General features: G+C 66.8%; 23 protein-coding genes. 11 read left to right on the forward strand and 12 right to left on the reverse strand.

Annotated features, from left to right (window positions below):
* Complete coding sequence (gene bcp, locus E3O11_RS02095; RefSeq protein ID WP_092451338.1) at positions 1-480, forward strand: thioredoxin-dependent thiol peroxidase; 480 nt, start codon at positions 1-3, stop codon at positions 478-480.
* Positions 481-505: 25 nt separating this feature from the next.
* On the opposite strand, the gene E3O11_RS02100 is transcribed toward bcp, so the two are convergent.
* Complete coding sequence (locus tag E3O11_RS02100; RefSeq protein WP_233195373.1) at positions 506-880, reverse strand: hypothetical protein; 375 nt, start codon at positions 878-880, stop codon at positions 506-508.
* A 267-nt stretch (positions 881-1,147) separates the two neighbouring features.
* On the opposite strand from E3O11_RS02100, the gene E3O11_RS02105 reads away from it, so the two are divergent.
* Positions 1,148-1,396, forward strand: coding sequence for a WhiB family transcriptional regulator (locus E3O11_RS02105; RefSeq protein WP_035837005.1), 249 nt, complete (start codon positions 1,148-1,150; stop codon positions 1,394-1,396).
* 202 nt (positions 1,397-1,598) lie between these two features.
* Here the strand turns inward: E3O11_RS02105 and E3O11_RS02110 are convergent, their stop codons facing one another.
* Positions 1,599-3,092, reverse strand: coding sequence for a sensor histidine kinase (locus E3O11_RS02110; protein ID WP_092451340.1), 1,494 nt, complete (start codon positions 3,090-3,092; stop codon positions 1,599-1,601).
* A gap of 79 nt (positions 3,093-3,171) precedes the next feature.
* Between E3O11_RS02110 and E3O11_RS02115 the strand changes: the two genes are divergently transcribed.
* Both E3O11_RS02115 and E3O11_RS02120 read left to right on the forward strand, forming a co-directional pair.
* A complete protein-coding gene (locus tag E3O11_RS02115; protein ID WP_092451342.1) occupies positions 3,172-3,636 on the forward strand; it encodes an LpqB family beta-propeller domain-containing protein in 465 nt (154 codons plus the stop codon).
* Entirely contained in the window at positions 3,636-5,366 is a 1,731-nt protein-coding gene (locus tag E3O11_RS02120; RefSeq protein WP_241991223.1) for a DUF5671 domain-containing protein, read from the forward strand. The genes E3O11_RS02115 and E3O11_RS02120 overlap by 1 nt, the downstream gene beginning before the upstream one ends.
* 34 nt (positions 5,367-5,400) lie before the next feature.
* Here the strand turns inward: E3O11_RS02120 and E3O11_RS02125 are convergent, their stop codons facing one another.
* From E3O11_RS02125 to E3O11_RS02135, 3 genes are all read right to left on the reverse strand, one after another.
* Complete coding sequence (locus E3O11_RS02125; RefSeq protein ID WP_092451344.1) at positions 5,401-6,663, reverse strand: CpaE/TadZ family protein; 1,263 nt, start codon at positions 6,661-6,663, stop codon at positions 5,401-5,403.
* Complete coding sequence (locus E3O11_RS02130; RefSeq protein ID WP_092451345.1) at positions 6,663-7,292, reverse strand: hypothetical protein; 630 nt, start codon at positions 7,290-7,292, stop codon at positions 6,663-6,665. The genes E3O11_RS02125 and E3O11_RS02130 overlap by 1 nt, the downstream gene beginning before the upstream one ends.
* Positions 7,293-7,375: 83 nt before the next feature.
* Positions 7,376-7,975, reverse strand: coding sequence for a hypothetical protein (locus tag E3O11_RS02135; protein ID WP_092451347.1), 600 nt, complete (start codon positions 7,973-7,975; stop codon positions 7,376-7,378).
* A gap of 130 nt (positions 7,976-8,105) precedes the next feature.
* On the opposite strand from E3O11_RS02135, the gene E3O11_RS02140 reads away from it, so the two are divergent.
* A complete protein-coding gene (locus E3O11_RS02140; RefSeq protein ID WP_092451349.1) occupies positions 8,106-8,546 on the forward strand; it encodes an Rv3235 family protein in 441 nt (146 codons plus the stop codon).
* A gap of 31 nt (positions 8,547-8,577) precedes the next feature.
* Here the strand turns inward: E3O11_RS02140 and secA are convergent, their stop codons facing one another.
* From secA to mtrA, 6 genes are all read right to left on the reverse strand, one after another.
* Positions 8,578-11,385: a preprotein translocase subunit SecA gene (gene secA, locus E3O11_RS02145; protein WP_092451351.1), complete on the reverse strand. Its 2,808-nt coding sequence runs from the start codon at positions 11,383-11,385 to the stop codon at positions 8,578-8,580.
* 140 nt (positions 11,386-11,525) lie between these two features.
* Complete coding sequence (hpf, locus tag E3O11_RS02150) at positions 11,526-12,230, reverse strand: ribosome hibernation-promoting factor, HPF/YfiA family (RefSeq protein WP_092451353.1); 705 nt, start codon at positions 12,228-12,230, stop codon at positions 11,526-11,528.
* 122 nt (positions 12,231-12,352) lie between these two features.
* The gene (locus E3O11_RS02155) at positions 12,353-13,075 is read right to left on the reverse strand and encodes a ComF family protein (protein ID WP_092451355.1); all 723 of its coding nucleotides are present in this window, start codon (positions 13,073-13,075) and stop codon (positions 12,353-12,355) included.
* 108 nt (positions 13,076-13,183) lie between these two features.
* On the reverse strand, positions 13,184-14,896 hold the full coding sequence (locus E3O11_RS02160) for an LpqB family beta-propeller domain-containing protein (RefSeq protein ID WP_092451357.1): 1,713 nt from the start codon (positions 14,894-14,896) through the stop codon (positions 13,184-13,186).
* A complete protein-coding gene (gene mtrB / locus E3O11_RS02165; protein WP_092451359.1) occupies positions 14,889-16,526 on the reverse strand; it encodes an MtrAB system histidine kinase MtrB in 1,638 nt (545 codons plus the stop codon). Before mtrB ends, E3O11_RS02160 begins: the two co-directional genes overlap by 8 nt.
* Positions 16,527-16,571: 45 nt before the next feature.
* Positions 16,572-17,252, reverse strand: a complete 681-nt coding sequence (gene mtrA / locus E3O11_RS02170) for an MtrAB system response regulator MtrA (protein ID WP_092451361.1) — start codon at positions 17,250-17,252, stop codon at positions 16,572-16,574.
* A 154-nt stretch (positions 17,253-17,406) separates the two neighbouring features.
* Between mtrA and E3O11_RS17445 the strand changes: the two genes are divergently transcribed.
* The 5 genes from E3O11_RS17445 to E3O11_RS02190 are packed head-to-tail and all read left to right on the forward strand — an operon-like array spanning position 17,407 to position 22,718.
* On the forward strand, positions 17,407-18,528 hold the full coding sequence (locus E3O11_RS17445) for a hypothetical protein (RefSeq protein WP_134479458.1): 1,122 nt from the start codon (positions 17,407-17,409) through the stop codon (positions 18,526-18,528).
* Positions 18,525-19,184, forward strand: coding sequence for a DUF4129 domain-containing protein (locus tag E3O11_RS17450; RefSeq protein ID WP_166787457.1), 660 nt, complete (start codon positions 18,525-18,527; stop codon positions 19,182-19,184). The genes E3O11_RS17445 and E3O11_RS17450 overlap by 4 nt, the downstream gene beginning before the upstream one ends.
* Entirely contained in the window at positions 19,181-20,416 is a 1,236-nt protein-coding gene (locus tag E3O11_RS02180) for a DUF4350 domain-containing protein (RefSeq protein ID WP_092451363.1), read from the forward strand. Before E3O11_RS17450 ends, E3O11_RS02180 begins: the two co-directional genes overlap by 4 nt.
* Entirely contained in the window at positions 20,413-21,408 is a 996-nt protein-coding gene (locus tag E3O11_RS02185; RefSeq protein WP_092451365.1) for an AAA family ATPase, read from the forward strand. Before E3O11_RS02180 ends, E3O11_RS02185 begins: the two co-directional genes overlap by 4 nt.
* A gap of 2 nt (positions 21,409-21,410) precedes the next feature.
* The gene (locus tag E3O11_RS02190; RefSeq protein WP_092451367.1) at positions 21,411-22,718 is read left to right on the forward strand and encodes a DUF58 domain-containing protein; all 1,308 of its coding nucleotides are present in this window, start codon (positions 21,411-21,413) and stop codon (positions 22,716-22,718) included.
* A gap of 1 nt (position 22,719) precedes the next feature.
* On the opposite strand, the gene E3O11_RS02195 is transcribed toward E3O11_RS02190, so the two are convergent.
* Positions 22,720-23,715 carry a stage II sporulation protein M gene (locus E3O11_RS02195; protein ID WP_092451369.1) on the reverse strand — a complete coding sequence of 332 codons (996 nt, stop codon included), beginning with the start codon at positions 23,713-23,715 and terminating at the stop codon, positions 22,720-22,722.
* 17 nt (positions 23,716-23,732) lie between these two features.
* Between E3O11_RS02195 and E3O11_RS02200 the strand changes: the two genes are divergently transcribed.
* Positions 23,733-24,593, forward strand: coding sequence for an RDD family protein (locus E3O11_RS02200; protein ID WP_092451371.1), 861 nt, complete (start codon positions 23,733-23,735; stop codon positions 24,591-24,593).
* Positions 24,594-24,893 lie beyond the last annotated feature (300 nt).

The following is a 24,893-nucleotide window of genomic DNA, read 5'->3' on the forward strand; positions in this document are numbered from 1 at the left end:
ATGACGGATTCAGCGCGCCTTGCAGTCGGCGATACGGCCCCCCAGTTCACCCTGACCGACCAGGATGGGGCATCCGTTTCGCTTAGCCGTTTCGCGGGCAGCAAGGTGGTCGTGTATTTCTACCCGGCGGCGATGACCCCCGGCTGCACGACCCAGGCCTGTGACTTTCGCGACAACCTCGGGTCGCTCAAGTCCGCGGGCTACCAGGTGCTCGGCCTGTCGAAGGATGCCCCGGCCAAGCTCAAGACGTTCCAGCAGCATGATGCGGTTAACTTTCCGCTGCTGAGCGACAGCGCACTCGACGTGCACCGCGCCTACGGCGCCTGGGGCGAGAAGAACCTCTACGGCAAGATCGTGACCGGCGTGCTGCGGTCGACGTTCGTGCTGGACGAAGCCGGCGTCATCACCCACGCCCTGTACAACGTCAAGGCCACCGGCCACGTCGCCAGCCTGCGCAAGAAGCTCGGCATCGACGCCTGACCGTCTAGCGGTCATGCGGCCGTGGTCAGTCGGCGTCCGGCTTCGGTTCGTGACTGGTCGCGGCGACGACCTTCGGAGTGAAGACCAGCACGAGCACCACGATCGAGGGGGCGAGCAGCGCCCAGCCGACGTCGGGGCGGGCGTAGATGCCCTGGAAGCAACCGACGGCGATCATGATCTGTACGAGCTGCCAGGTGACTGCGGCTCCGCGAATCCACGGACGCCCGCGCAGGGCGCCGACCGTGATTGCGCTCACCCACACGGCCGCGACGGCCGTCAGTGCCAGCAGGGCAAGCGCGCCACCCATCGAGGTCGGTGTATCGATGAGCAGTTCGAGCACCCACCAGGCCGTGAGCGCCCACAGTGCGAGCGCCTCCAGAGCTACGAGCCCTACAAGCACACCCAGAAGGGGGGCACGACGAAGCGCCCGGAGGTCGATCCGAGCTGGGCGCCGCGCACCAGAGTCGCTGTTCACAGCGAAAAGCCATACAAAACTATTGATTTGATACCTCTATTATGGGACGATATTTGAGGCCCGGTTGACGCTCACAGGGACGTGAGCTGTTTCAACGCGGTTATCGCGCAGATCCCACTTTCCTGCAACCGGCCATCACCCTGCAACTCTGGCCAATCGGCCGTGCACCCATGTAATAAAAGGAGCATCCCTATGGACTGGCGCGATAAAGCTGCCTGCCTCACCGCTGACCCGGAACTTTTCTTCCCGGTCGGTAACACTGGACCCGCTGTGGACCAGATCGAGAAGGCAAAATCGGTGTGCGCTCGCTGCAACGTCACGGAGGTCTGCCTCCAGTACGCACTCGAGACCGGTCAGGACTCTGGGGTCTGGGGCGGCCTGAGCGAGGACGAGCGGCGTGCGCTCAAGCGTCGCGCCGCACGCGCCCGTCGCGCTTCCTAGCAAAGCCGGCACCGCTACAGAACGCGAGCCTACGGCCGTCCGGTATTCCCGGAGGCCGCGGGCTCGTTTTTTTGTGCTCTGCGCGCAGCCGGGCCGCGCGACCGCGCGGAATCGGCATCCGCTCCCCGGGCCCACCGTATGTCCCTGGTCCCAGTTTCTAACCTGGGCCCGGGGACGGGGCCCAGGCCCCGTCCCGAAAGGGCTAGGACTCCTGCATGAAGCGGAGGGGGATCTCGATCGTGACCTCGGTGCCGCTGCCCATCATGGTGTGCCAGTCGATGGTGCCGCCGAGCTCGCCCTGAATGAGCGTGCGCACGATCTGAGTGCCGAGCCCCGAACCGACCTTGCCTTCCGGTAATCCGGCACCGGTGTCTCGCACCATGACGGTCAGCGTCTCCTCGCTGCGCTGCGCCTCGATCGACACCTCGCCCTCGCGCCCGGCGAGGCCGTGCTCCACAGCATTGGTGACCAGTTCGGTCAAAACCAGCGCGAGCGGCGTCGCATAGGCGCTGGGCAGGGTGCCGAAGCTACCCGACGACTTGGGATGCACGGTCGTATTGTGAGCGGATGCGACCTCCACCGTGAGCAGCAGCACCCGCTCGAAAACGGCGTCGAAGTCGACGATCTGGCTGAGTCCCTCGGACAGGGTGTCGTGCACGACGGCAATCGCAGCGACCCGCCGCATCGCCTGGGTCAGCGCCTCGCGCGCCCGGTCGGACTGGGTACGCCGAGCCTGGATCCGCAGCAGCGAGGCAACGGTCTGCAGGTTGTTCTTGACCCGGTGGTGAATCTCCCGGATGGTGGCATCCTTGGTGATCAGCTCACGTTCCTGGTGCCGCAGTTCGGTAACGTCCCGCGACAACACGATCGCGCCGACGCGTTCGCCGCGGTTGCGAATGGGAATCGCCCGGAGCGACACCGTCACGCCGCGCGCTTCAATGTCGGTGCGCCACGGTGCCCGCCCGGTGACCACCAGGGGCAGCGACTCGTCCACGACGGCGGTGCCGGTAAGCAGGCCGGTCGTCACCTCGGCGAGCGATTCCCCCTCGAGTTCCTCGATGAAACCCATGCGGTTGAACGCCGAGAGCGCGTTGGGGCTGGCAAAAGTGGTCAGTCCGTCGACATCGAGCCGGAGCAGCCCGTCGGAGGCGCGTGGCGCGCCGCGGCGCGGACCGGTCGGAGCGCCGAGGTCGGGAAAGTCCCCGGACGCGATCATGGCGAACAGATCGTTGGCGCAATCGTTGAAGGTCAGCTCCTGGCGTCCCGGCGTGCGTGCCTCGCTCAGGTTGCTGTGGCAGGTCAGCACCGCCACCGGGGCATCCGTTACCGCAGCACCGGTCGTGCTCAGCCGGCGCAGCACCGGGATAGCCCGCACCCGGGTCGGCGTCTCCTCATACCAGTCGGGAGCGGTGGCGTCGACGATCCTGGCGGTCTCGAACGCCTCGGTAACCTGATTGCGCCACTCGACCTTGATCTGCTGCCCGACGAAGTCGCGATAGAACAGCGTGGCGGCACTCGACGGCCGGGCATGCGCGACGGCGACGAAGCCGCCAGACTGCGCCGGAACCCATACGACAATATCGGCGAAAGCGAGGTCGGCCAGCAGCTGGCCGTCGGCAACGAGCATGTGCAGCCAGTCCACGTCTTCCGCGCTGCTGCGGCCCTGGGCAAGAACGAGATCACTGAGAGTCGACACGCTCACTAGCCTAGATCCCCGCGCGCTCCCCCCGGCACCCGCTGTGGTGATGCCACACCATTGGGTCCATGATGAGAACATGCACACACTGGCGGGCACTAAAGATCGCACCTTGATCGTCATCCTCGGCACTATCGTCGCCCTGGTGCTCGTCGCCCTCGTGGTGGTCTTCACCCGCGGCGCACCGGAACTGCTCGACCCAAACACCCCGGAAGGCGTGGTGCAGGCCTATTCTGCGGCCGTCATCGCCGGTGACGAAGATGCGGCCGAAAAGCTGCTCACCGCAGAGGCCCTGGTGGGCTGTGGGCCCGTCGAACACGGTCCAACCAACAGCCTTCGCGTCGTACTGGTGTCAACGACGGTTCGCCCCAAATCAGCCGATGTCGTCGTGTCCCTGGTCACGTCCTACGACGACGGCCCGTTCGGCGCCTCCGAGTATGAGTTCGAGAGCAATTTCGACCTGGTCAGGGCGGACGGTGCCTGGCTGATCGAGACAGCTCCCTGGGAGCTCTCCATCTGCCCGAACCCGATGGTAACGAAGTAATGTCCATCGTGGTCCTCCTCGTCCTCGTCGCCGTGCTGGGCGTGGGCATGACCGGCATCGTCATCGCTGTGCGCCGATCTCCTAGACAGCCCGGTAGCACATCAACCCCGACGGCACGCCGAGTGGTCGTGTACATCTTGTTGTTCGCGCTCGTGGTCATCGCCGCGATCGGCCTGAGCGGCCTCCTGGGGCGCGCCCTCGATACCGGCACCAACCTGGCCGGTATCGATGTGACCGGACTCGCGCGGTCCCTCGCCTTCACCCTGATCGCCGGCCCGTTCGCCGCGCTGCTCTGGTGGGTGCTGTGGCGGCGGATGGCGAGCGCGGAGCGGGCGTCGATCTCTTGGGGGCTCTACCTGGCCGGCCTGCAGACGGTCGCGATCGTGACCGCGGCTTCTGCCCTGCTCGGGACCCTGGCGGCACTGGTGCGGGGCGACTGGCAGCCGCGCACCCTCGCGGTCGCGCTGATCTGGACGCTGGTGTGGGCCTGGCACCGGTGGATGTCCCGACACCCGTCCAAGAGTCCCATGCAGTTGACGAGCGTCGCGCCCATTCTGAGCTCGATTTTTGGTTTGCTGATCGGAGCGGTCGGGGCGGTGACCGCGCTCGCATCCCTGATCAATGCGGCCGTCGACGCGCTCCAGTCCTCGATCGTCATCGGCGATCCCTGGTGGCGGCTGGCCCTGCAGGCAGGCGTCTGGTTTCTCGGCGGCACCTTGATCTGGTGGTGGCAGTGGATGCGGGAGCGCGCCCGGCTCGTGCGCGGGGTGCTGGCCGATCTTGCCCTCGTCGTCTTGGGGATCGCCGCCGCTGCTGCCGCGTCGCTGGTGGGAACGGGCACGGTGCTGTTCGTGCTGCTCCGGCTGGCCTTTGCCCGGGAGCATCCGCTGGACGATATTCTCGATCCGCTCGGCACCGCCGTGGCGACCGCTCTGGTCGGCGCTCTGGTCTGGGCCTACCACCACGGTCTGCTGCGGCAGCGAGCGCTGCCGACCCGGCTGGCCGCCACCCTCGTCGTTTCCGGCTTCGGTCTGGTGGCTGCGGCTACCGGGCTGGGAATCATCGTCAATGCCCTGCTGTCCGGCCTGGCGCCGGTCGTGGTCGGGTCGGACACGCGCTCCCTGCTGCTCGGCGGGCTTAGCGCCGCAATCGTGGGTGGCCCGGTCTGGTGGGCCGCCTGGAAGCCGCTGCGCCCGGTCGATCCGGTGTCCGCCCAGGTGACGGGCCGCCGGGTCTACCTAATTCTCATCTTCGGGATCAGCGCGATCGTGGCCATTATCACCCTGCTCGTGATCGGCTACCGCATTTTCGAATTCGTCCTCGACGACCTGAGCCGACAGAGCCTGCTCGACCGGGTGCGAGCACCGTTGGGGCTGCTCGTCGCCACCGGCCTCGCCGCCGGCTACCACTTCTCGGTCTGGCGGAGGGACCGCGCTGCGCTGGCTGAGGCCGAGCTGCCCGGCCGTGCCATCCACCGGGTCATTCTGGTCACGGCCGGCGACCCGACCGCGACCCGCGACCTCATCGCCGAGCTGACCGGCGCCGCCGTCACGGTCTGGCAGCGTGCGGCCTCCCCCGACGGCCCTGCACCGATCGACGCTGCACCGATCGACGACGTCCTGCCATCGGCCGAGCGCCTCGGCCTGGCCTTGGCCGGGGTCACCGGAGCACGCGTGCTCGTCGTCGTGGGCGTCGGCGGCAGCGTCGACGTCATCCCGCTGCAGAACTGACCAGCGCAGGCCTGATCGATCAGTACTGGTCAGATCAGATCGCCGGGGCGGCCTTGCGGCCAGGCCAACGCACTCGCCGCGGCACCCGCTCGGTTTGGCCGACGGCAACGACGATCAGCTCATCGAGCACAAATCGACGGATGCTGACGCGCGCCGGGGATTTCGGCGCCCCGTCCCGCAGGGTGTGGCCGGTCAGTACTGCGGTATCGAGCGCGACCTGGTCATGCGGCACCAGAACGGCGGAGTCGATGTTGCCGAGCAGCTTGAGGGTTCTCAGGACCTGGCCACGCGGATTGAGCCCCAGGGCGCTCGCCCGCACCTGATTGATCACAACACTCACGGCATGGCCGGTCGTGACCTCGGCGAGGTCCACCCAGGACCGCAAAAACCGCGCCATGCCGATCGGGTCGGCCAGTCCGCAGGCGACGACGTGGTCGGCCATCCGCAGCGCGGTCACCGTGGCCGCGTTGCGGCGCGGTGCCAGCAGATCGCTGCTCAATTCCTCGTCGCTCTCCAGATTGAATCCGGTGTCCAGCACCACGTAATCCACCCAGTGTCGCAGCGCATCGATCGTGCGGGTGACCCGCTCGGTCGACAGTTCCGGCCAGCGAGACGGCCGGCCGAGACCGGTCAACACCCAGAAGGCGCCCTTCGGGGAGTTGTAGCGCTGGGCGATGCGCTCGAGTTCTGACCGGTTCAGGCTGTCGCTGCCGGCCAGGCGGCAGGCGGCGGCAAAGCCGGGAGCCTCGTCGAGCATGCCGAGCCGCGGCGCGATCGACGCGCCGTAGGTGTCGACGTCGGCCAGCACCACGGTGTGGCCGGCCGCGGCAATTTCGGCTGCAATGTTAATGGCGAGCGTGGTACGCCCGGGCGCCCCGGACGGGCCCCACACCGCGATGACGGAGCCAGCACTCAGCGCGCCGCCGGTGAAGTGCCGATCCCCGACGCGCAGCGGCACCACCACGCCCGAGACGAGCAGGTCTTCGATCTCCGCCCAGTCACAGGGCAGGGCCACGGTTTCGTACAGGCCGAGCGAGCCTGCGTGCCGACGTTCCTGTTCCGATGCGGCGATGGCGACGACCCGAATGCCCCGCTCATCGCAGGCGGCGATCAGCTGGCCGGTCAGAGACTCCCGCCGACCACTGACCACGACGACGTGCGGCTGCCCGTGCGACAGCGATTCCAGAAAATCCCGGGCGGTATCCACGCGCGTCACCACACTGTGCCCGCACTCGATGATGTCGGCCAGCATGCGCTGCTCGGTCGCTCGGTCCAGCACGAGCGCGATCCGGGCCATCAGGGAACCACGGGGGTATTGACCGGTACGATCGCGAGGGCATCACCGTTCATGATCGCTTCGAGCACGTCGGCGACGTTCGCCTTGGGCACGAGCAATTCCACGGATTGACCATTGTCTGCGGCGATGATGCCGGTCGGGATCACGATCCGCACCACGACAGCCTGCGCCACGAGAATCGTCGGCGGCGCGTATTCGCCCGGCCCGGTCGCCCGCGCCGACCAGATGTCCACCACCGAACCGGACACGACCCTGGCTGCCAACCGGCCGGGAACGTCTACGACGACACTCGTCGTCAGCTCTCCGGCTGCTGCTCCGACCGCGGAGCGCGCCACGAGTTCCCCGGCCAGAATGGTCTGGGTGACCAGCAAGCCCGGCTCGACCGTGGGCGACAGATAGAGGTCGGCGGCTCCCCCCAGCCGTACCCGGGTTTCAACGAGGTCGGTCTTCGTAAGGCGATCGCCGACGGTGAGCGTGTGGCGTGCGGTGTAGACCGCCGTGGTGCGGTCGCTGCCGGCGACGATCGCGCTCACGCCAGCAATCGACGCGGCGACGAGCACGAGGCCGATGACGAATCGGGGGTCTACCCAGAAGCGGCGGCGCGTACGTGTGGAACCGGGTGACATCATCCGCTACCTCGCTTGTTTGGAAGGATTCTCTCTTATCGTGGCCCACTGTGCCGCCCGGTGAAAAAGTTCTCCACAGGGCAGCGTCATTTCAGCCGGATGACATGGATCTGCCAGATCGGCACGATGCGGTAGTGAGCGATTTCGGGGCCACGGCGCAACGTTCCGAGCGGATGCACCGCCAGATCAATGTGGTCCCGCGCCACCCGGTCGATGGTTCCGGCCACCACACCGGCCCGGGTGTCCAACTCCACGGCGCGCCGGCGACGGCACAGGTTGCGCAGGACGAACGGCAGTCCGACCCGTTCGATTCCCCGACCGGTCGCTGCCGATTCCACGGCCAACGACGCCCTGATCTGTTCCTCGTCGAGCAAGACTGCGGCGATGGCCGCGAGCGGGACCACGCACTGGCCGCGAGCGCTCTCGGAATCGAGCAGGTCGGCCGCAAGCCAGTCCCGGCCCAGCGCGGTCGGACGCAGGGCGAGCGTTTGGCCCGACACGAGCACCACGCGCAGCCGCAGGGCGCTGCCGAGGCTCGCGGACCGCACCACGTTGCTCAACCGGGTGCGCAGGGAGAGCTTCTCCAGACGCTCCCGTTCCTCGTGCAGGCACAGGTCAGCGACCTCGGCCTGCAGCTCGTAGTCGAGCTGCCCTTCCAAATCGTCAAACAAATCATCCCAGCGCACACACCGAAAGTAGCCGAACCTGGGCGTTCTCGCTCACGTTGTCCACAGGCTCTTTAAGCCCTCGACAGTGCCGGAACAATGCTGCTTAGGTTTCCGCTATTCCAGCTCGTGCTCGACCTCAGGAGGCATCATGCCGTCACCCGGTAGCAGCGAATCGAATGCGCAGGCCCTTCGGCGGGAGCGAATCGAAGACGACGAGTTCTTCGGTCCTCAGCCCAGCACCCTGGCGGAGCTCCCCGATCCGGAACCGCTGCTTCGGGCCTTGGCGATCTGCGCCTTCGAGGTCATCGCCGGAGTCCGACAGATTGAACACCTTGCGAGCTGGGTGACCGACGACGTCTATGCCCATCTGCGCGTTCGAGCGTCAATCGCGGCGCGGGCGCGCGCCGTCACCGGCCAGGTTGCTGACCGCCCCCGGCTCGCCATCGGCCACGTCACCCAGGTGAAGCGCGACGCTGGAGGCCTGGACGCCGTCGTCGTCGTGTTCGAGCGGCACCGGAGCTATGCGGTCGCGATCTGTTTGGAGGGGATGGACCGGCGGTGGCGGGCCTCGGTCCTGGTCGTGCTGTAAAGCACGGCCCAAACCGAGAGCGCCCGAAACGCTACGTTGTTTTCTTACCCTGCGAGCGACGCTCCGCCCGGTTCGCTGGGGCAGCACCCTCGGTTTTCTGACCGAAGGCTCCACGCTGGGGCGGTCCGGCCGGCTCGGTCGGCTCGTCGTCGCTCGCCGCGACGGTGGCCGTGCGTCTGGCTCGATCGGTGGCGGCCTGCTGAATCTGACCGCGCTGGTTGCGCACCTCGACTCCACCCGAATCGCTCGGGGCGGTGTAGCTGAGCTTCTCCTCGGGGGAATCGGCCGGGGACAGCCCCTTGGCCGCGACGACCGGTCCGGCGACGGCTCCGGCTCCGGCCGTCACCTCGACGTCGAGGTTGAACAGGAACCCGACCGTTTCTTCGCGAATCTGTCCCATCATCTGCTGGAACATGGCGAAGCCTTCACGCTGGTACTCGACCAAAGGGTCGCGCTGAGCCATCGCGCGCAGACCGATGCCATCCTTCAGGTAATCCATCTCGTACAGGTGGTCGCGCCAGCGTCGGTCGATGACCGACAGCACCACGCGGCGTTCGAGCTCGCGCATGGCCGGAGAACCGAGGGACTCTTCCCGGCGGGTGTAGGCGAGCTTGGCGTCGGAGAGAATCTCGCGGCGCATGAAGTCGCGGTTGATCTTGCCCTTGTCGCCGGCCTCTGATACGACCTCGTCGATGGTCAGTCCCACCGGGTAGAGCGTCTTGAGCTCGGTCCACATGGCATCGAAGTCCCAGTCGTCGCCGTTGCCTTCGCCGGCGTGTACGTCGAGCACCTCGTCGATGACGTTGGTGAGGAAGGTCTGGGTGCGCTCGTGCAGGTCGTCACCCTCAAGGATGTGCCGGCGGTCGCCGTAGATCGCCTCGCGCTGGCGGTTGAGTACGTCGTCATACTTGAGCACGTTCTTGCGAATCTCGGCGTTGCGACCCTCGACCTGCGACTGGGCGCTGCGAATGGCCCGGCTGACGACCTTAGACTCGATAGCCATATCGTCGGGCACCCCCTGGCGCCCCATCAGTGCTTCGGCGGCGCCGGCGTTGAACAGGCGCATGAGGTCGTCGGTGAGGGAGAGGTAGAAGCGGCTTTCGCCCGGGTCGCCCTGGCGACCGCTGCGTCCGCGCAGCTGGTTGTCGATGCGACGGGACTCGTGCCGTTCGGTGCCGAGCACGTAAAGGCCACCGGCGGCGATGACCTTGTCGGCCTCTTCCGCCACGTCGGCCTTTACCGCGGTGAAGACGTCATCCCAGGCGAGTTCATACTCGTCGGGGGTCTCAATCGGGCTGAGGCCCTTCGCGTTCATCTCGGCGACGGCGATGAACTCGGCGTTGCCGCCGAGCATCACGTCGGTACCACGACCGGCCATGTTGGTGGCCACGGTCACCGAACCGAGGCGACCGGCCTGCGCGACGATCGCGGCCTCACGGGCGTGGTTCTTGGCGTTGAGCACCTCGTGCCGCACGCCCTTCTTGGCGAGCAGACGCGACAGGTATTCGCTCTTTTCAACGCTCGTGGTGCCGACCAGAACTGGCTGCCCGGCCGCATGGCGTTCGACGATGTCCTCGACGACCTGACGAAACTTGGACTCTTCGTTCTTGTAGATCAGATCGGACTGGTCGAGGCGCTTCATCGGTTTGTTGGTGGGGATGGCCACCACGCCGAGCTTGTAGGTGCTCATGAACTCGGCGGCCTCGGTCTCGGCTGTTCCGGTCATGCCGGAGATCTTGGAGTAGAGGCGGAAGTAGTTCTGCAGGGTGACCGTGGCCAGGGTCTGGTTCTCGGCCTTGACCGCGACGCCCTCCTTGGCTTCGATGGCCTGGTGGATGCCCTCGTTGTAGCGACGGCCCATCAGGATTCGGCCGGTGTGCTCATCCACGATGAGTACCTCGCCGTTCATCACGACGTAGTCCTTGTCCTTCTTGAACAGGGCGTTCGCCTTGATCGCGTTGTTCAGGAACGAGATCAGCGGGGTGTTGGCCGATTCGTACAGGTTGTCGATGCCGAGGTAATCCTCGACCTTTTCAATGCCGGGTTCGAGTACACCGATGGTGCGCTTCTTCTCGTCGACCTCGAAATCTTCGTCGGGGACCAGGCGCTTGGCCAGGCTGGCGAACTCGTTGAACCAGCGGTTGGCTTCGCCGGAAGCGGGTCCGGAGATGATCAGGGGCGTGCGTGCCTCGTCGATGAGAATCGAGTCGACCTCGTCGACGATGGCGAAGTAGTGACCGCGCTGCACCATGTCGCTGGACTGCCAGGCCATATTGTCGCGCAGGTAGTCGAAACCGAATTCATTGTTGGTGCCGTAGGTGATGTCGGCGGCATACATTTCCCGACGCGCAGCCGGCGTCTGGCCGGAGACGATGCATCCGGTCGTCATGCCGAGGGCGCGGAAGACGCGGCCCATAAGCTCGCTTTGGTAGCTCGCGAGGTAGTCGTTGACCGTGATGACGTGCACGCCGCGGCTGCTGATCGCATTGAGATAGGCGGCGGTGGTGGCGACCAGGGTCTTGCCCTCACCGGTCTTCATCTCGGCGATGTTTCCGAGGTGCAGTGCTGCCCCGCCCATCAGCTGTACGTCGAAGTGACGCAACCCGAGCGTGCGGGTGCTCGCCTCGCGCACGGCGGCGAACGCCTCGGGGAGCAGGTCATCGAGCGATTCGCCGTTGGAGTACCGTTCCCGCAGGGTGACGGTCTCATTTTTGAGCTCCTCGTCGGTGAGCTCGTGGAAGTCCTCTTCCAGCGCGTTGATGGCTTTCGCGTAGTTTTCCAGGCGGCGCAAAACGCGGCCTTCACCAACACGAAGAACCTTTTCAAGAATTGACGCCACGAATGTACTCCACTAGTCAAACGGTGCAGACACGCGCTGCGGAAGCTCGATTGAACTGCTCCCGCAGCGCCTGCCTGCGCCTCTCGTCTGGCAGATGCCAGAGCGCCGACCTGGTCGGCAACTAAGGCAATGCTAGTTGGTCAGTTGGCACGCCCGCTGGCAACGGGCACAGCCTCGTGCAACTCACTGACGGCACTATCGAGTTCGATGACTCCATAGTCCCAGCCCTTGCGGCGGTAGACCACGCTCGGACGCTCGGTTTCGATATCCTGGAACAGGTAGAAGTCGTGCCCGACCAGCTCCATGAAGTAGAGTGCATCGTCGACCGACATGGGCGCAGCGGCGAAGACCTTGCGACGGATGACGACGGGGCAGTACTCTTCCTCGTCCGCGACGGCGGGGGCATCCGCTTGCACGATGGGAATCGCGCCGGTGCGCACCCGCTCGAGCGTTTCGGGGTTGGCCGGCGTGATGTCGATGACGCTGAACCCGACCGCGGACGCCTCGTGCAGCGAGGTGGGGCGGTGGGCTCCACCGCGGTGCACCTTCTTGCGGTCCTTGGCGCGGCGAACACGCTCGAGTAAACGGCCGAGCGCCACGTCGAAGGCAGCGTACTTGTCGGATCCGTCCGCTTCGGCCCGAACGAGCGGACCCTTACCGATCAGGGTGAGTTCAACCCGGTCGTTGCCGACGGCTGCACCGTTCTTCTCGTGGTGGCGGCTGACCTTGATTTCGAGTGCGAGGGCCTTATCCGCGAGGAGGGCGATTTTCTCGGCCTTCTCCGTCGCATAATCCCGGAAGCGATCAGTGATCCCAAGGTTGCGTCCGACGATGTTAGTTTCCATGACGACCTCCAGTTTGGCGGACCGCCCTCAAACCGGGCGATCATTGCGCGCCTTTGACTCCACCGTAGCCGGGGCGATGGGATAAGTCACAGTATTTGTTAACCAATTTGTGCGACGGGTCGTTATCGCGGCAGCAGACGCCGTGTCTCCGCCAATGTGGCCAGGCCAACAACGGTGCCGCCCGCAGCGAACACGGCACGGCGCGCCTCGAGGAGCGTGGCGCCGGTGGTCACGATATCGTCGACCAGGATTACAGCGACTCCGCTGAGTGGATGTCGCGCGATGAGGCTGTGGTCTTTGTTCGCGGCGCGCTCGGCACGGCCCAGACCGACCTGGTCGCTGACCACGCCGCGCTGGGCGAGCAACGGGGCCGGGTGGAGGCCAGCGCGATGCAGCAGTGCATCGACCGGATGGTAGCCGCGGGCCCGCCAGGCCCGGCGTGAGGAGGGGATGGTCACGAGCTCGATTCCGGCCGGGCCCGGCGCGACCCGGCTGAGTGCGGGCCGGCTCGGTGCGGGCCGGCTCGGTGCGGGCCGGCTCGGTGCGGCGGCGAGCGCTGCCACGATGGCTGCTCGCAGCGGTGCGGCCAGCGCCGCGGCGGCATCCGTTCGCCCATTGTCTTTGTAGGCAGCGATCACGTGGCGGGCCACACCCTCGTAGGTGAGCGCCGACCAGATGCGCACGTCGTCGCGGGTGACCGGGTGTACGGCCGGGAGCAGCGCCAGCCGGCAGGCCGCGCACAGGGCACGGTCAGCGGCTCCACAGCCGCTGCAGGAAGTGGGCAGCAGCGCCGCCCAGGCGTCCAGTGCCGCAGCGGTCAGATGATCACGCAGCCGGTGGCTCATGGCGCCAGTGTGCCCGATGCTGCGGTGCGGATGGGCGCGAGCGGGCGGGTGGCGGACAGCCGCGCCCGGACGCCGCCGGTGGAGGAGTCGGCCGGCTTCAGCGCGCGCTCAGCGGCCGAGACCCTGCTGGGTGGCGAGCAGCGTCACGTCGTCGATGCGGGCCTGCCAGCCCGCTCCGCGTTGCACCTCGAGGCTACCGGTGTCGGTGAGGGCACGCAGGTCGCGCACCGAGTTGCTGCCGACGATGAACCGGCTGCTCGCGGGCGACTCCAGGGTGGAGCTGACGCCACCGAGCTGTTGTATGACGATACGGGACTCGCCGTTCGGCAGGGCACTGAGCGAGGCGACGGTCAATTCGTCGATCCAGGTCGCATCGAGGCCGACCCCTCCGCCTCCGGCCAGCAGTACCGGCGGTCCGATGTCGGTGGGAACCGACCCGTCACGAATGATCGACGCGACCACGAATCGGGTTTCGGATCCGGTGCCGAGCAGGGCGATCAGCCGGGAGCCGTCGCGGGAGATTTTCAGGGCGGTAATCGACGTCGCCTCCGGCCAGGGTGTTGGCAACACTGTCGCTTCTCCCGTTGGGCTGTAGACGACCAGCGCGCTCGGGTCGTTCGACGGCACCGACCAGACGAAGCGGTCGTTGTCGCTGGACGGCGCGAGCAGGCCCGGGCGAGAATCGAGCAGCTCGGGGTCGTCGCCGGCGCGCACGACGTAGACTCCGTCGGCGGCGAGAACCGCAGCTGTTCCCTGGCCGGACGAGAGCGTCACCGCGGTGGGGGCCAGCTGGGCGATGGTCGCCGACAGCCCGTCGAGCGGGGTGATGCTTTGCCCGGTTGCGGCGAGAAAGCCGAATTCACCGCCGCGCAAGACGAGCGCGCGGGCGTCGACGCGCGGGTCCACCGTGGGAGCCCCCGACTGCAGGTCGTCGATGGACTGGGAGTTCTGGTCGATCGTGATGTCAACGGACAGGCCAGCTGGCAGGCTGGCCACGAGCTGCGCCTTCATGCGCTGCAGGGTTTGCCGATCGGCGTTGAGCGCCTCGCTGTTCAGATCGACCATGGCCTGGCGCCCCACAACCTGTACCGCGTCAGCGGTGAGTTTGGACCCGGCCGGGAACGCCGTGGCGACCGCGCCATCCAGCCAGGCGCTCGGCCCGCCGAGCACGGCGTTGACCAGTTTGGTGGGGGCGGATGCTCCGCGCGGAAACCAGCGCAGGTCCGGCACCAGATAGCGAAACCCTGGGTCGTAGAAGTACACCGGCTGAGCGCTGAACACATCGTTGAAGGTATTTTCGTCAATGACGGTGCCGTTGGGGGCCGCACTAATGCGCCACTGATCACCGACCTTCGCAAATTCGTAGCGCAACGGAACCGGGGTGGCGTCGACCTCGCGGTATTCGCCGGACACGTCCACCTCGGCGATCGGCGTGATGGCCACGAGCGTTGTGCCCTCGTCGACGACCGTCAGTGTGCGCCCGGAGCCATTGTCGACCGTGACTCCGACGGTGGGGTCCCAGACTGAACCGAACTGCGGAACGAGAAATTGGCGAGCAATGTCGTAGTTGTTCTCCGGGCTCGAGGAAGCATCGATGAACCCGCGCAGAATGGAATCCGTTGATGCGTCCTTCTGCGGCAGCGCCGGGAGAAAAACCGGAGCCGGATTGGCGTCGGGGACGAGGTCCGTTCCGGCGTGCACCACCCCGTCGCGGGGGATGCCGGTGCAGCCGCCCAGGCCGACGGCCAGCGCGATAGCGACGAGCCCGGCCGGTACAACGCGGCCGACCCAGCCGCGCCACGGCGAATGGTGGTTATGCATGCGGGCCTCCGCCCAGAACGGGAACGTGCCCGGACTCGCCGAGCTGGTCCGTGGCGTCGGCGGGTGGCAGCGGTAGGGGCGAGGATTCGAGCAGGCCCTGGGCGGTGCGGGGCAGGGTCAGCCGAAAGCAGGAACCCTCGCCGGGACGGGACCAGACCTGCAGCCATCCGTTGTGCACGCTCGCGTCTTCCCGCGAGATCGCCAGCCCCAGGCCGGTGCCGCCGATCGTGCGCTGACGGGACGGGTCAGCGCGCCAGAACCGGTCGAAGACGTGCGCGACTTCAGCCTGGCTCATACCCAGGCCGTAATCGCGCACGGCGAGCGCGACTGCCTTCGCGTCGCTGTCGACCGACACCATGACCGGTTTGCCCTCACCGTGCTCGATAGCGTTGCCGATGAGGTTGTGCAGCACCCGACGGATGCGTCGCGGATCGACGTCGGCGTTGAGGTACCCGCCCGGCGCCACCAGCCGCAGGTCGCTGCCCTTGGATTCGGCCAGGGATCGCAGGCTGTCGATGGCGTCCTCGGCGAGATAAACCAGGTTCGTCGGTTCGCTCTCCAGCTCAACAGAGCCGGCGTCGTAGCGGCTGATTTCGAGCAGGTCGCTCAGCAGCAGCTCAAACCGCTCCACCTGGGTGTGCAGCAGCTCGGCCGTGCGCCCGGTCGCCGGCGGAAAACTCGCCCGCTGGTCGTAGAGCACATCACCGGCCAAGCGGATGGTCGTCAGCGGCGTGCGCAGTTCGTGCGAGACATCCGAGACAAAACGTTGTTGCACCTCGGACAGGTCGGCGAGTTCACGAATCTGACTTTGCAGGCTGTCGGCCATTCCGTTGAATGATCGTGCGAGCGTGGCGATGACGTCTTCGCCCTTCTCCGGGATGCGCACCATGAGATCGCCGGAGGCCAGTTTCTGGCTGGTTTCGGCGGCGACCCGCAGCGGTGTGACGACGAAACGAACGACAATCCAGGTCACGGCCCCGATCAGCAGCACGAGGGCGACACCGGCGACGCCGAGCGTCTGCTGCACGAAGAGCAGCGTCGCTTCGGCGTCTTGCAGGCTGTACGCGATGTAGAGCTCGTAGCGGCCCGCGACCGGAACGGTGATCTGCGACCCCACGACGATGCCGGGGACGGTCGCGGTCTCGCCAGTCAGAGTGACCGATTGCCAGAATTGCTCACCGTTGTTGCCCTGGACCTGGGTGCGCAGGTCGGCGCCGATCACCCCGGTGGACTGCCCGAACGTCGAGGAGTCCTGCGGCGCAACTGTCGACGATTCCTGGCCGGGCACGCGAAGCACGGCGACCAGCCGGCTCGATGACGTCGTGGAGATGGAGGTTCGAGCGGAACTGAGCAGGTTCTGGACCTGAACCCGGTCCGTGGCATCCGACGCATCAAATAGGCTCTGCGCGGCGCTCGTCGCCCGGTTGGAATCGAGCAGCACCTGGCTGAGCCGGGACTGAAACAGGTCATTGCCGATGCTGACCGACATATAAACGCCGACGACGAGGATGGCCAGCCCGGAGAAGGCGACCGAAATGGTCACCGTACGAAACTGCAGGGAGGATCGCCACGACGAACGCAGCAGACGCGGCCAGTTGCGCGGTCTGCTCCAATAGGTCAATTGCGGCATGGGGAGCCGCACCGGTTCTGCTGTTGCCTGACGTTCATGGTGGGGCTAGCTGACGACACCGGCACGGTAGCCGACGCCGCGCACCGTCATGACAATTTTCGGATTGTCCGGGTCGTGCTCGACCTTGGCGCGCAGTCGTTGCACGTGCACGTTCACCAGCCGGGTGTCAGCCTTGTAGTGGTAACCCCAGACCTGCTCCAACAGCATCTCCCGGGTGAACACCTGTTGCGGTTTGGAGGCGAGGGCCAGCAGCAGGTCGAATTCGAGCGGGGTGAGGTTGATCGAAGCATCGCCGCGGGTGACTTCATGGCCGACCGCGTTCACGACGAGGTCGCCGATGTGCAGGCTGAGCGCACCGTCGACAGCTGGCGGACGCAGGCGGGTGCGAATACGGGCGACGAGTTCCTTGGGATTGAACGGCTTGACCATGTAGTCGTCGGCACCGGATTCGAGCCCCTTGACCACATCGGTGGTGTCGGAGCGGGCCGTGAGCATGATGATGGGCACGCCGGATTCGGCCCGGATCAGGCGGCACACTTCGATGCCGTCGAGGCCGGGCAGCATGAGGTCGAGCAGCACCAGGTCGGGCTTCTCGGTGCGAAAAATGTCGAGGGCGAGTGATCCGTCGGCGCAGTAGCCCGGGGTGAAGCCTTCGCCCTGCAAAACGATACCGATCATCTCGGACAGGGCGGTGTCGTCATCGACAACCAAAATGCGTGAGGTCATGAGTCTCCTTCCAGAACAAGGTCAGGTGTGTTCTGATGATGCGCGGGGCAGATTGCCCGATGAGTAGGACAAAGTCTGGCATAAGAGTAGCCGAGACCGCTGACAGAGTGGTCGCGCGGGCGTTTCTTCGAGCGACCTGTGCCAGCATGGAATGGTGACCGACCACTGGCAAGCCCCCGACTCCCCGGTTCCGCCCCAATACGGGGAGTTTGCCACGCCGACACCCTCCTACCAGGGCCCCCGTCCGGGACACGGCTGGGCGCCGCCGCCCAAGCCCGGGTTGATCCCGCTGCGACCGATCGGTCTCGGCACCCTGCTCGGGGCATCCTTTCAGGTGTTGCGTCGAAACCCCAAGGCGACGTTCGGCAGCGGCCTGATCATTCAGGCGGCCATCATGCTGGTCACCGTGCTGGTTGTCGGCCTGGTCACGCTGTGGGCGTTCGACCGGATCGACAGCGCCCCGCTCGACCAGCAGGACGCCGTCGCGGCCGGCTCAGTGCTGACCGGCGTCCTCTCGGCCATTATTCCGCTGGCCCTGACCGTGATCGCCTCGGCACTGTTGCAGGCCATCATTGTGGTCGAGGTGGCCCGCGCGACCCTTGGCGAAAAGCAGCGACTCAGCGCTCTGTGGCGGCGAGCGGCGACCCGCCTCTGGCCACTGGCGCTGTGGACCCTCCTCATTACCGGCGCGCTGCTGCTCGGCGTCGCCGTGGTTGCCGGCATCGTCGTGCTGCTGGTCGCCGTCGGCGGTGTCGCGGGCATCGTCGCCGGGGTTCTGGTCGGCGTCTTTGGCGGGCTGCTGCTCGCTGCGGCGAGCTTCTATTTCTATACCAAGACCAGTGTGGTGCCGAGCCTGATCGTGCTCGAAAATTTGGGCGTGCGGGCATCCGTTATTCGGTCATGGTCGCTCACTCGCGGCTATTTCTGGCGCACGCTCGGCGTGCTGCTGCTGGTCACCCTGATCGTGCAGGTCATCAGCCAGGTCGTCAGCCTTCCAGTCTCGCTCGTACTCGGCTTCGGAACCGTGCTGGTCGACCCCAACGGTGTCTTTGCCTTCGAATCGTCGATCGTGACGCTCGTGGTCACCTTGATCGTTGCCATCCCCATTGCGGCCGTGGCCGCGGTCGTGCAGTCGGCGGCCGTCGCGCTGATTTACCTCGACCTGCGCATGCGCAAAGAGGGCCTCGATTTGGAACTCGCACGCTACGTGGAGTCGGCGGCGCAGGGCTTCGACGTGCCGGACCCCTATCTGGTCACCGGGCACCCGGCGCCATGACCGTGGCCGTGGTGCTGCTCATCGGCGCGGTCGGTGTCCCGGTTGATCCCGACGCACCGGATGCCCGCAGCTGGCTGCGCGAGGAACTCGCCAAGGCACAGTACACCGCGGCCAGGCCGACCTGGTTCGATCGTGTCGCGCAGACTTTTCTGGACTGGCTGCAGTCGCTGACGTTGCCGTCCGGTGGCGGCGCCAGCTGGTTGCCGGTGCTCGCGACCCTGGTCGTGATCGCGGCGATCGTGGCCAGCTGGCTGGTGTTCGGGGCTCCGAAACTGGCTCTCCGGCGGCGGATCAGCAGCGAATTGTTCGGCGCCGTCGACCAGCGCAGCAGCGCCGAGATGCGCACGGCGGCCTCTCGAGCTGCCAGCGTGGGCGACTGGAGCCTCGCCTGTGAAGAGATTTTTCGCGCCGTGGCCCGCGGTCTCGCGGAGCGCACCGTGCTGACGGTCACCCCCGGCACGACCGCGCACGATTTCGCAGCGCAGGCCGGGCTGGCATTCCCCCAGTCCGGCGCTGCCCTCTCGAGCGCCGCTGACATTTTCGACCGCGTGCGCTACCTCGAGCAGGCCGGCACGGAGGCGGAGTATCGCGCCCTCACGGAGCTGGACGCCGAGCTCGGCGCGGCATCGCCCGCGCCGCTGGCTGGAGTGCTGTGAGCGCGCCCGTGATCGTTGGTGAAACGGATGTCGCCACTCCGACCCTGCGCGCCCAGCTGCGCCGTTCCTCATTCTGGATCATCGCCGGTGCCGGCATCATCGTGGTCGCGATCGTCGCCGTGCTCGTGTCGGGCGGCGCCAACGTCGCCGGCCGCGCGCTGGCCGGGGACAACCCCGCTCCGGCCGGTTCGATGGCCCTGGTCGAGGTGCTGCGCCAGCAGGGCGTCACCGTGACACTGGCCGATTCCCTGGCCGAGGTACGAAGCCTGGCCGAAACGGATTCAACCGTTCTGCTCTACGACGAAAGCAGCTATCTGGTCGATTCCCAGCTGGCCCAGCTGACCCGGCTGGCCGCGCGCACCGTTGTCGTGGCGCCGGACTTTCTCGCCCTGCAGTCGCTCGCTCCGACCGTCGGTTTCGGCGGGGTGTCCGGCGCGGAATCGCTCGTCGCCGACTGCACCCTACCGGCCGCTAACCGTGCCGAAGAGCTGATTCCCGGCGGCGACACGCTGTCCCTTCCGGCCGATTCCCCGCTGATGGGCTGTTTTCCGAGCGGCGACAACACATTCTCGGTGGTCGCCAACGATCGAGCCACACTGGTCGCCGACCTGCGGGTGTTCAACAACGAGAACGTGGCCGGCTACGGCAACGCGGCGTTGGCCCTCGGCCTGCTCGGCCAGAGTGACTCCCTGATCTGGTACCTGCCGACGCTCGCCGACCTGCCCCGCACCGGGCCGCCCTCGCTCGCCGCGCTGACGCCCGGCTGGGTGACCCCGGTGCTGCTGCTGTTCGGGCTCACCGCCGTGGCCGCCGCCTTCTGGCGGGGACGGCGATTTGGGCCGCTCGTGGCCGAGAATCTGCCGGTCACGGTGAAAGCGAGCGAGACCATGGAGGGTCGGGCCCGGCTCTATGCCCGCGGCAATGCCCGGCTGCGCGCCCTCGATGCGCTTCGAATCGGGGCGGTGCAGCGACTCGCCAGCACCGTCGGGCTCGGGCATGTCGCCGCGTTGGAGGAGATCATGCTCACCGTTGCCGGGATCACCGGGCGTACCCAGGCCGAGGTTCGAAGCCTGCTCGTCGAGGCTGTTCCCACCAGCGATGCCCAACTTCTGGCGTTGTCGGACGCGCTGCAGGCTCTGGAATGCGCGGCCAGCCGGGCTGTCGCTGCGGGAGTGGCGGCATCCGTTTCACAACAGTCTTTAACCGATCCAGCCGAAAGAATGGAACCATGACGATTCCCACCACGCCTACCCAACTGCCGGTCGCCGATGAGGCAGCAGCCCTGCGCGCGTCGCTCAACCGAGTGCGCGCCGAGGTCGGCAAGGCCGTCGTCGGCCAGGACGGCGCGGTGACCGGGCTGATCATCGCCCTGCTCGCCCGCGGCCATGTGCTGCTCGAGGGCGTGCCGGGGGTGGCCAAGACGCTGCTCGTGCGCACGCTCAGCCAGGCGCTGAGCCTCGATACCAAGCGCATCCAGTTCACGCCCGACCTGATGCCGGGCGATGTGACCGGGTCGCTCATCTATGACGCACGGGCCGGCGAGTTCGAGTTTCGGCAGGGGCCGGTGTTCACCAACATCATGCTCGCCGACGAAATCAACCGCACGCCGCCGAAGACCCAGTCGGCACTGCTCGAAGCGATGGAGGAACGTCAGGTCAGCGTCGACGGCGAGTCGCTCAAACTGCCGGAGCCGTTCATCGTGGCGGCAACCATGAACCCGATCGAGTACGAGGGCACGTACACGCTACCCGAGGCCCAGCTCGACCGGTTTCTGCTCAAACTCGTGCTCGACGTGCCGCAGCGCACCGAGGAGATCGAGGTGCTGCGTCGCCACGCGGCCGGATTCAACCCGCGCGATCTGGCCGGTGCCGGCGTCACGGCGGTGCTGGGTGCGGCGGAACTCGCGGCGGCGCAGGCTGCGGTTTCTCGGGTCGGCTCGAGCGCGGATGTGCTCGCCTACCTCGTCGACCTGGCCCGCGCCACGCGCGTGAGCCCCTCGGTCAAACTCGGCGTGAGCCCGCGCGGAACGACCGCGTTGCTCGCGGCGGCCAAGGCGTGGGCTTGGCTGAGCGGGTATGACGCGATCACGCCCGATCACGTGCAGGCGATGGTGTTGCCGGTCTGGCGGCACCGTGTGCAGCTTCGACCCGAGGCCGAACTCGAGGGCGTCTCGGTCGATGCGATACTGCGCGGCGTGCTGCAGCAGGTTCAGGTTCCGATCTAACGATGACGATCAGCGGACGGTTCGTTGCACTCGTCGCTCTCGGCGTGGTGCCCATCGTGCTGCTCGGAAACACGGCGCCGGTCGCTTTCGGGCTGCTTTCAGCCTGGCTGCTGCTGGTGATCGTGCTCGGCGGCATCGACCTCGCTCTCGCCGCCTCGCCGCGCGCACTGACCGTCGAACGGATGCTGCCCGCCCGCGTACGACTCGGCGAATCGGTCACGAGCGGGCTCTACCTCAGCAATTCCGGCCGTCGACGCCTGGTCGGCGTGGTGCGCGACGCCTGGCAACCGTCGGCGGGTGCCAGCACCAACCGCACCCCGATCGAAATTCCGCCGGGAGAACGGCGCCTCGTCTCGCTCGTGCTCACGCCCTTTCGCCGGGGCGAACGTCGAACCCTGCAGGTGACGGTACGCTCCCGCGGACCGCTGGGTCTCTGGAACCGTCAGGTGACCCTGAACGCGCCCGGGCGCATCCGGGTCCTACCGCCGTTTCACGCTCGCAAACACCTGCCGTCCCGCATCACCCGACTGAAGGAGCTCGACGGGCGTACCAGCGTGATGGTGCGCGGGCCGGGCACCGAATTCGACAGTCTGCGCGAATACGTGCGCGGTGACGACGTGCGCTCGATCGACTGGCGCGCCACCGCCCGGCGGAACGATGTGATGGTGCGCACCTGGCGGCCGGAACGGGATCGCCGCGTGGTCATTGTGCTCGACACCGGCCGCACCTCGGCGGCCCGGGTGAGCGACGAACCACGGCTGGACACCGCGTTCGAGGCCGCGCTGCTGCTCGCCGCCCTCGCCTCGGTCGCTGGCGACCGGGTGGACTTTCTCGCCTTCGACCGGCGGGTGCGCGGTCGGGTGCAGGGCGCCAGCGGGGCCGCGCTGCTGGCGCAGATGGTCGATTCCATGGCCCTGATCGACCCGGAACTGATCGAAATGGACTGGGCGGCGGTTCCCGCCCAGGTGCGTTCAATCACGAGCCAGCATGCCCTGATCGTGCTGCTGACCTCGATCGACGCTGCCGGCGCCTCGACCGGGCTGCTCTCGGTGCTGCCCCAGCTGACCAAACGGCACACGGTTGTGGTGGCATCCGTTCTCGACCCGGTCACCGTTCTCGCGGCCGGTGAGCGCGGTGGCCGCGACGAGATTTACCGGGCTGCGGCAGCTGAGCGGGCCTTGCTCGACGTGGCCCGCGTGTCGGCCGCGATCCGTCAGCTGGGAGCGGATGTTGTCACCGACTCACCCGCGCAGCTTCCGCCGGCCCTGGCCGACCGGTACATCGCGCTGAAGGCCGCCGGGCGGCTCTAACTCAGGCGCTGTAGATTCGGGTGCTTCCGGCTTCGAATTCGCCGAGGTCGCCGGTCTCGCCGGCCCGGAAGGCACGGCCACCGACGACGATCATATACGCCAGAAAGGCACCCAGAGCGACCGCTCCGATGCCAATCTTGACCGGCCACGGCCACGGCTGCGAGGTGACGAAGCCCTCAATAATGCCGGACACCAGCAGCACGAAAGCCAGACCAATGGCCACCGTGAATAGCGCCCGCCCGTCTTCGGCGAGGGCTTGCCCGCGGGTGCGTGCGCCGGGAGCGATCCAGGCCCAGAAGATCAGTAGCCCCCCGGCCGCCGCCACAAAAATCGCAGTGAGTTCGAGCAGACCGTGCGGAGCGATATACAGAAAGAACACGTCACCCTTGTCATAGGCGAACATCACGGCCGCCGTGGTCCCGAGGTTCATCGCGTTCTGCAGAATAATGAACGGCACGTACACTCCGACGATGCCAAAAGCGATGCATTGCGCGGCGATCCAGGCGTTGTTGGTCCAGACCAACCCGGTAAAGGATGCCGCCGGGTTCGCCGAGTAATATCCCACGAAATCCTCATTCGCGATCTGCGCGAGTTGGGCATCCGTTCCCAGGTTGGCCAGCACCTGCGGATCGTTGAACGCCCACACGGCGTAAAGCGCGGCGACCGCGAACGTCACGACGGCAACGGCGAGGGTGAGCCAGCGCAGCCGGTACAGGGCCGCGGGAAGCTGAGCCAGGAAGAACCGGGGGATCTGCGCCAAAACATTGGCACTCACGCCGGTGAACCTCAGCCGCGCCCGCGACAGACCGACCGACAGCCGATCCCCCTCGAGGGTCGACCCGGCGGTGGACTTGATGGCGGAGAGTTGGGTGGCTCCAGCCTGATAACGCTCGATCAGCTCGTCCGCCTGGGTACCGGTCAGACGCCGACTGGCCCCGAGCTCGGTCAGGCGGTCCCAGTCGGCGCGATGCGCTGCCGTGTATGCGTCGAGATCCATCTGGTTCAATAGTAGACATGAAGGAGACCGCGCGTCCGTCTGATCGTGCCGAACATGACGATTTGGCGCGCGATGACGAGCTCGTGACCGGCGAGGCGGTTGCGCTCGACGTGCGGCCGGCCAGCGTCATTCTGCGCGCTGCCGGCTCGATCATCGACACGATCGCCTACGCAGCCCTGTATTTGCTCATTCTGCTGGCTTTCTTTGTGGCCTTCGGGGACAGCACCGACCCGGCGCTCACCCAGGCTGTCGTGATCGCCGCGCTGGTCTTCTCTATTCTGGTCGTGCCCGTGCTAGTCGAAACTCTCACCCAGGGCCGTTCGCTCGGCAAACTCGCCATTGGCGCCCGCATTGTGCGCGACGACGGCGGAGCGATCTCACTGCGGCACGCCTTCATCCGTTCCCTCACCGGCGTGCTTGAGATTGTGATGACCGTCGGCGGACTGGCCGCAACCGTGGCCCTCCTCAATGGCCGCTCCAAGCGGCTCGGCGACCTGCTTGCCGGCACCTACAGCCAGCACGAGCGCGTGCCGCGCAACCGCGAGGTCGTGCGACCACTCCCCTCAGAACTCCTGGTCTGGTCCCAGACCGTCGACATCGCCCGGCTGCCCGACCGCCTGTCCCGCCGCGTCGCCCAATACCTGCGCCAGTCACCACACCTCACTCCGCTCACGCGCGAGCACCTGGCTCAATCCCTGGCCGCCGAGGTCACTCCGTTCGTCTCGCCATTGCCTGAAACTTCCGCCGAGGACCTACTCGCTGGAGTCGCCGCAGTGCGCCGCGAACGCGAGTACACCGCGCTCCTCCTCGAACGTGAGCGTCTCGCCCGCCTGGCCCCGGTCTTGACCGGCCTCCCCCACGGCTTCCCCAACCGCTAGAGAACCACAGTGGCTGGTTTTCGAAGACCGCCTCGCACTGGTCCTGGCCATCCCAGCCGCAGACGAGTGGATCGGCGAGAAGGTCGCCATCCTCGCGCCGATTGGGCGCGTCGCAGCTGGACAAGCGCAGGAGACCCGCATCAGCGAAAAGCAACGGGCCACCCGCGTAGACGAATAGTCCTGGTAACGCACGTTAACGCAAAAAGGCCACCCTTTCGGGTGGCCTTTTTGTTTGTTTCTAAGTTAAGTCCGGCGGTGTCTTACTCTCCCACAGGGTCCCCCCTGCAGTACCATCAGCGC

Origin of the sequence: Cryobacterium levicorallinum (assembly GCF_004402405.1) — a bacterium.
Classification (GTDB): Bacteria; Actinomycetota; Actinomycetes; order Actinomycetales; family Microbacteriaceae; genus Cryobacterium; species Cryobacterium levicorallinum.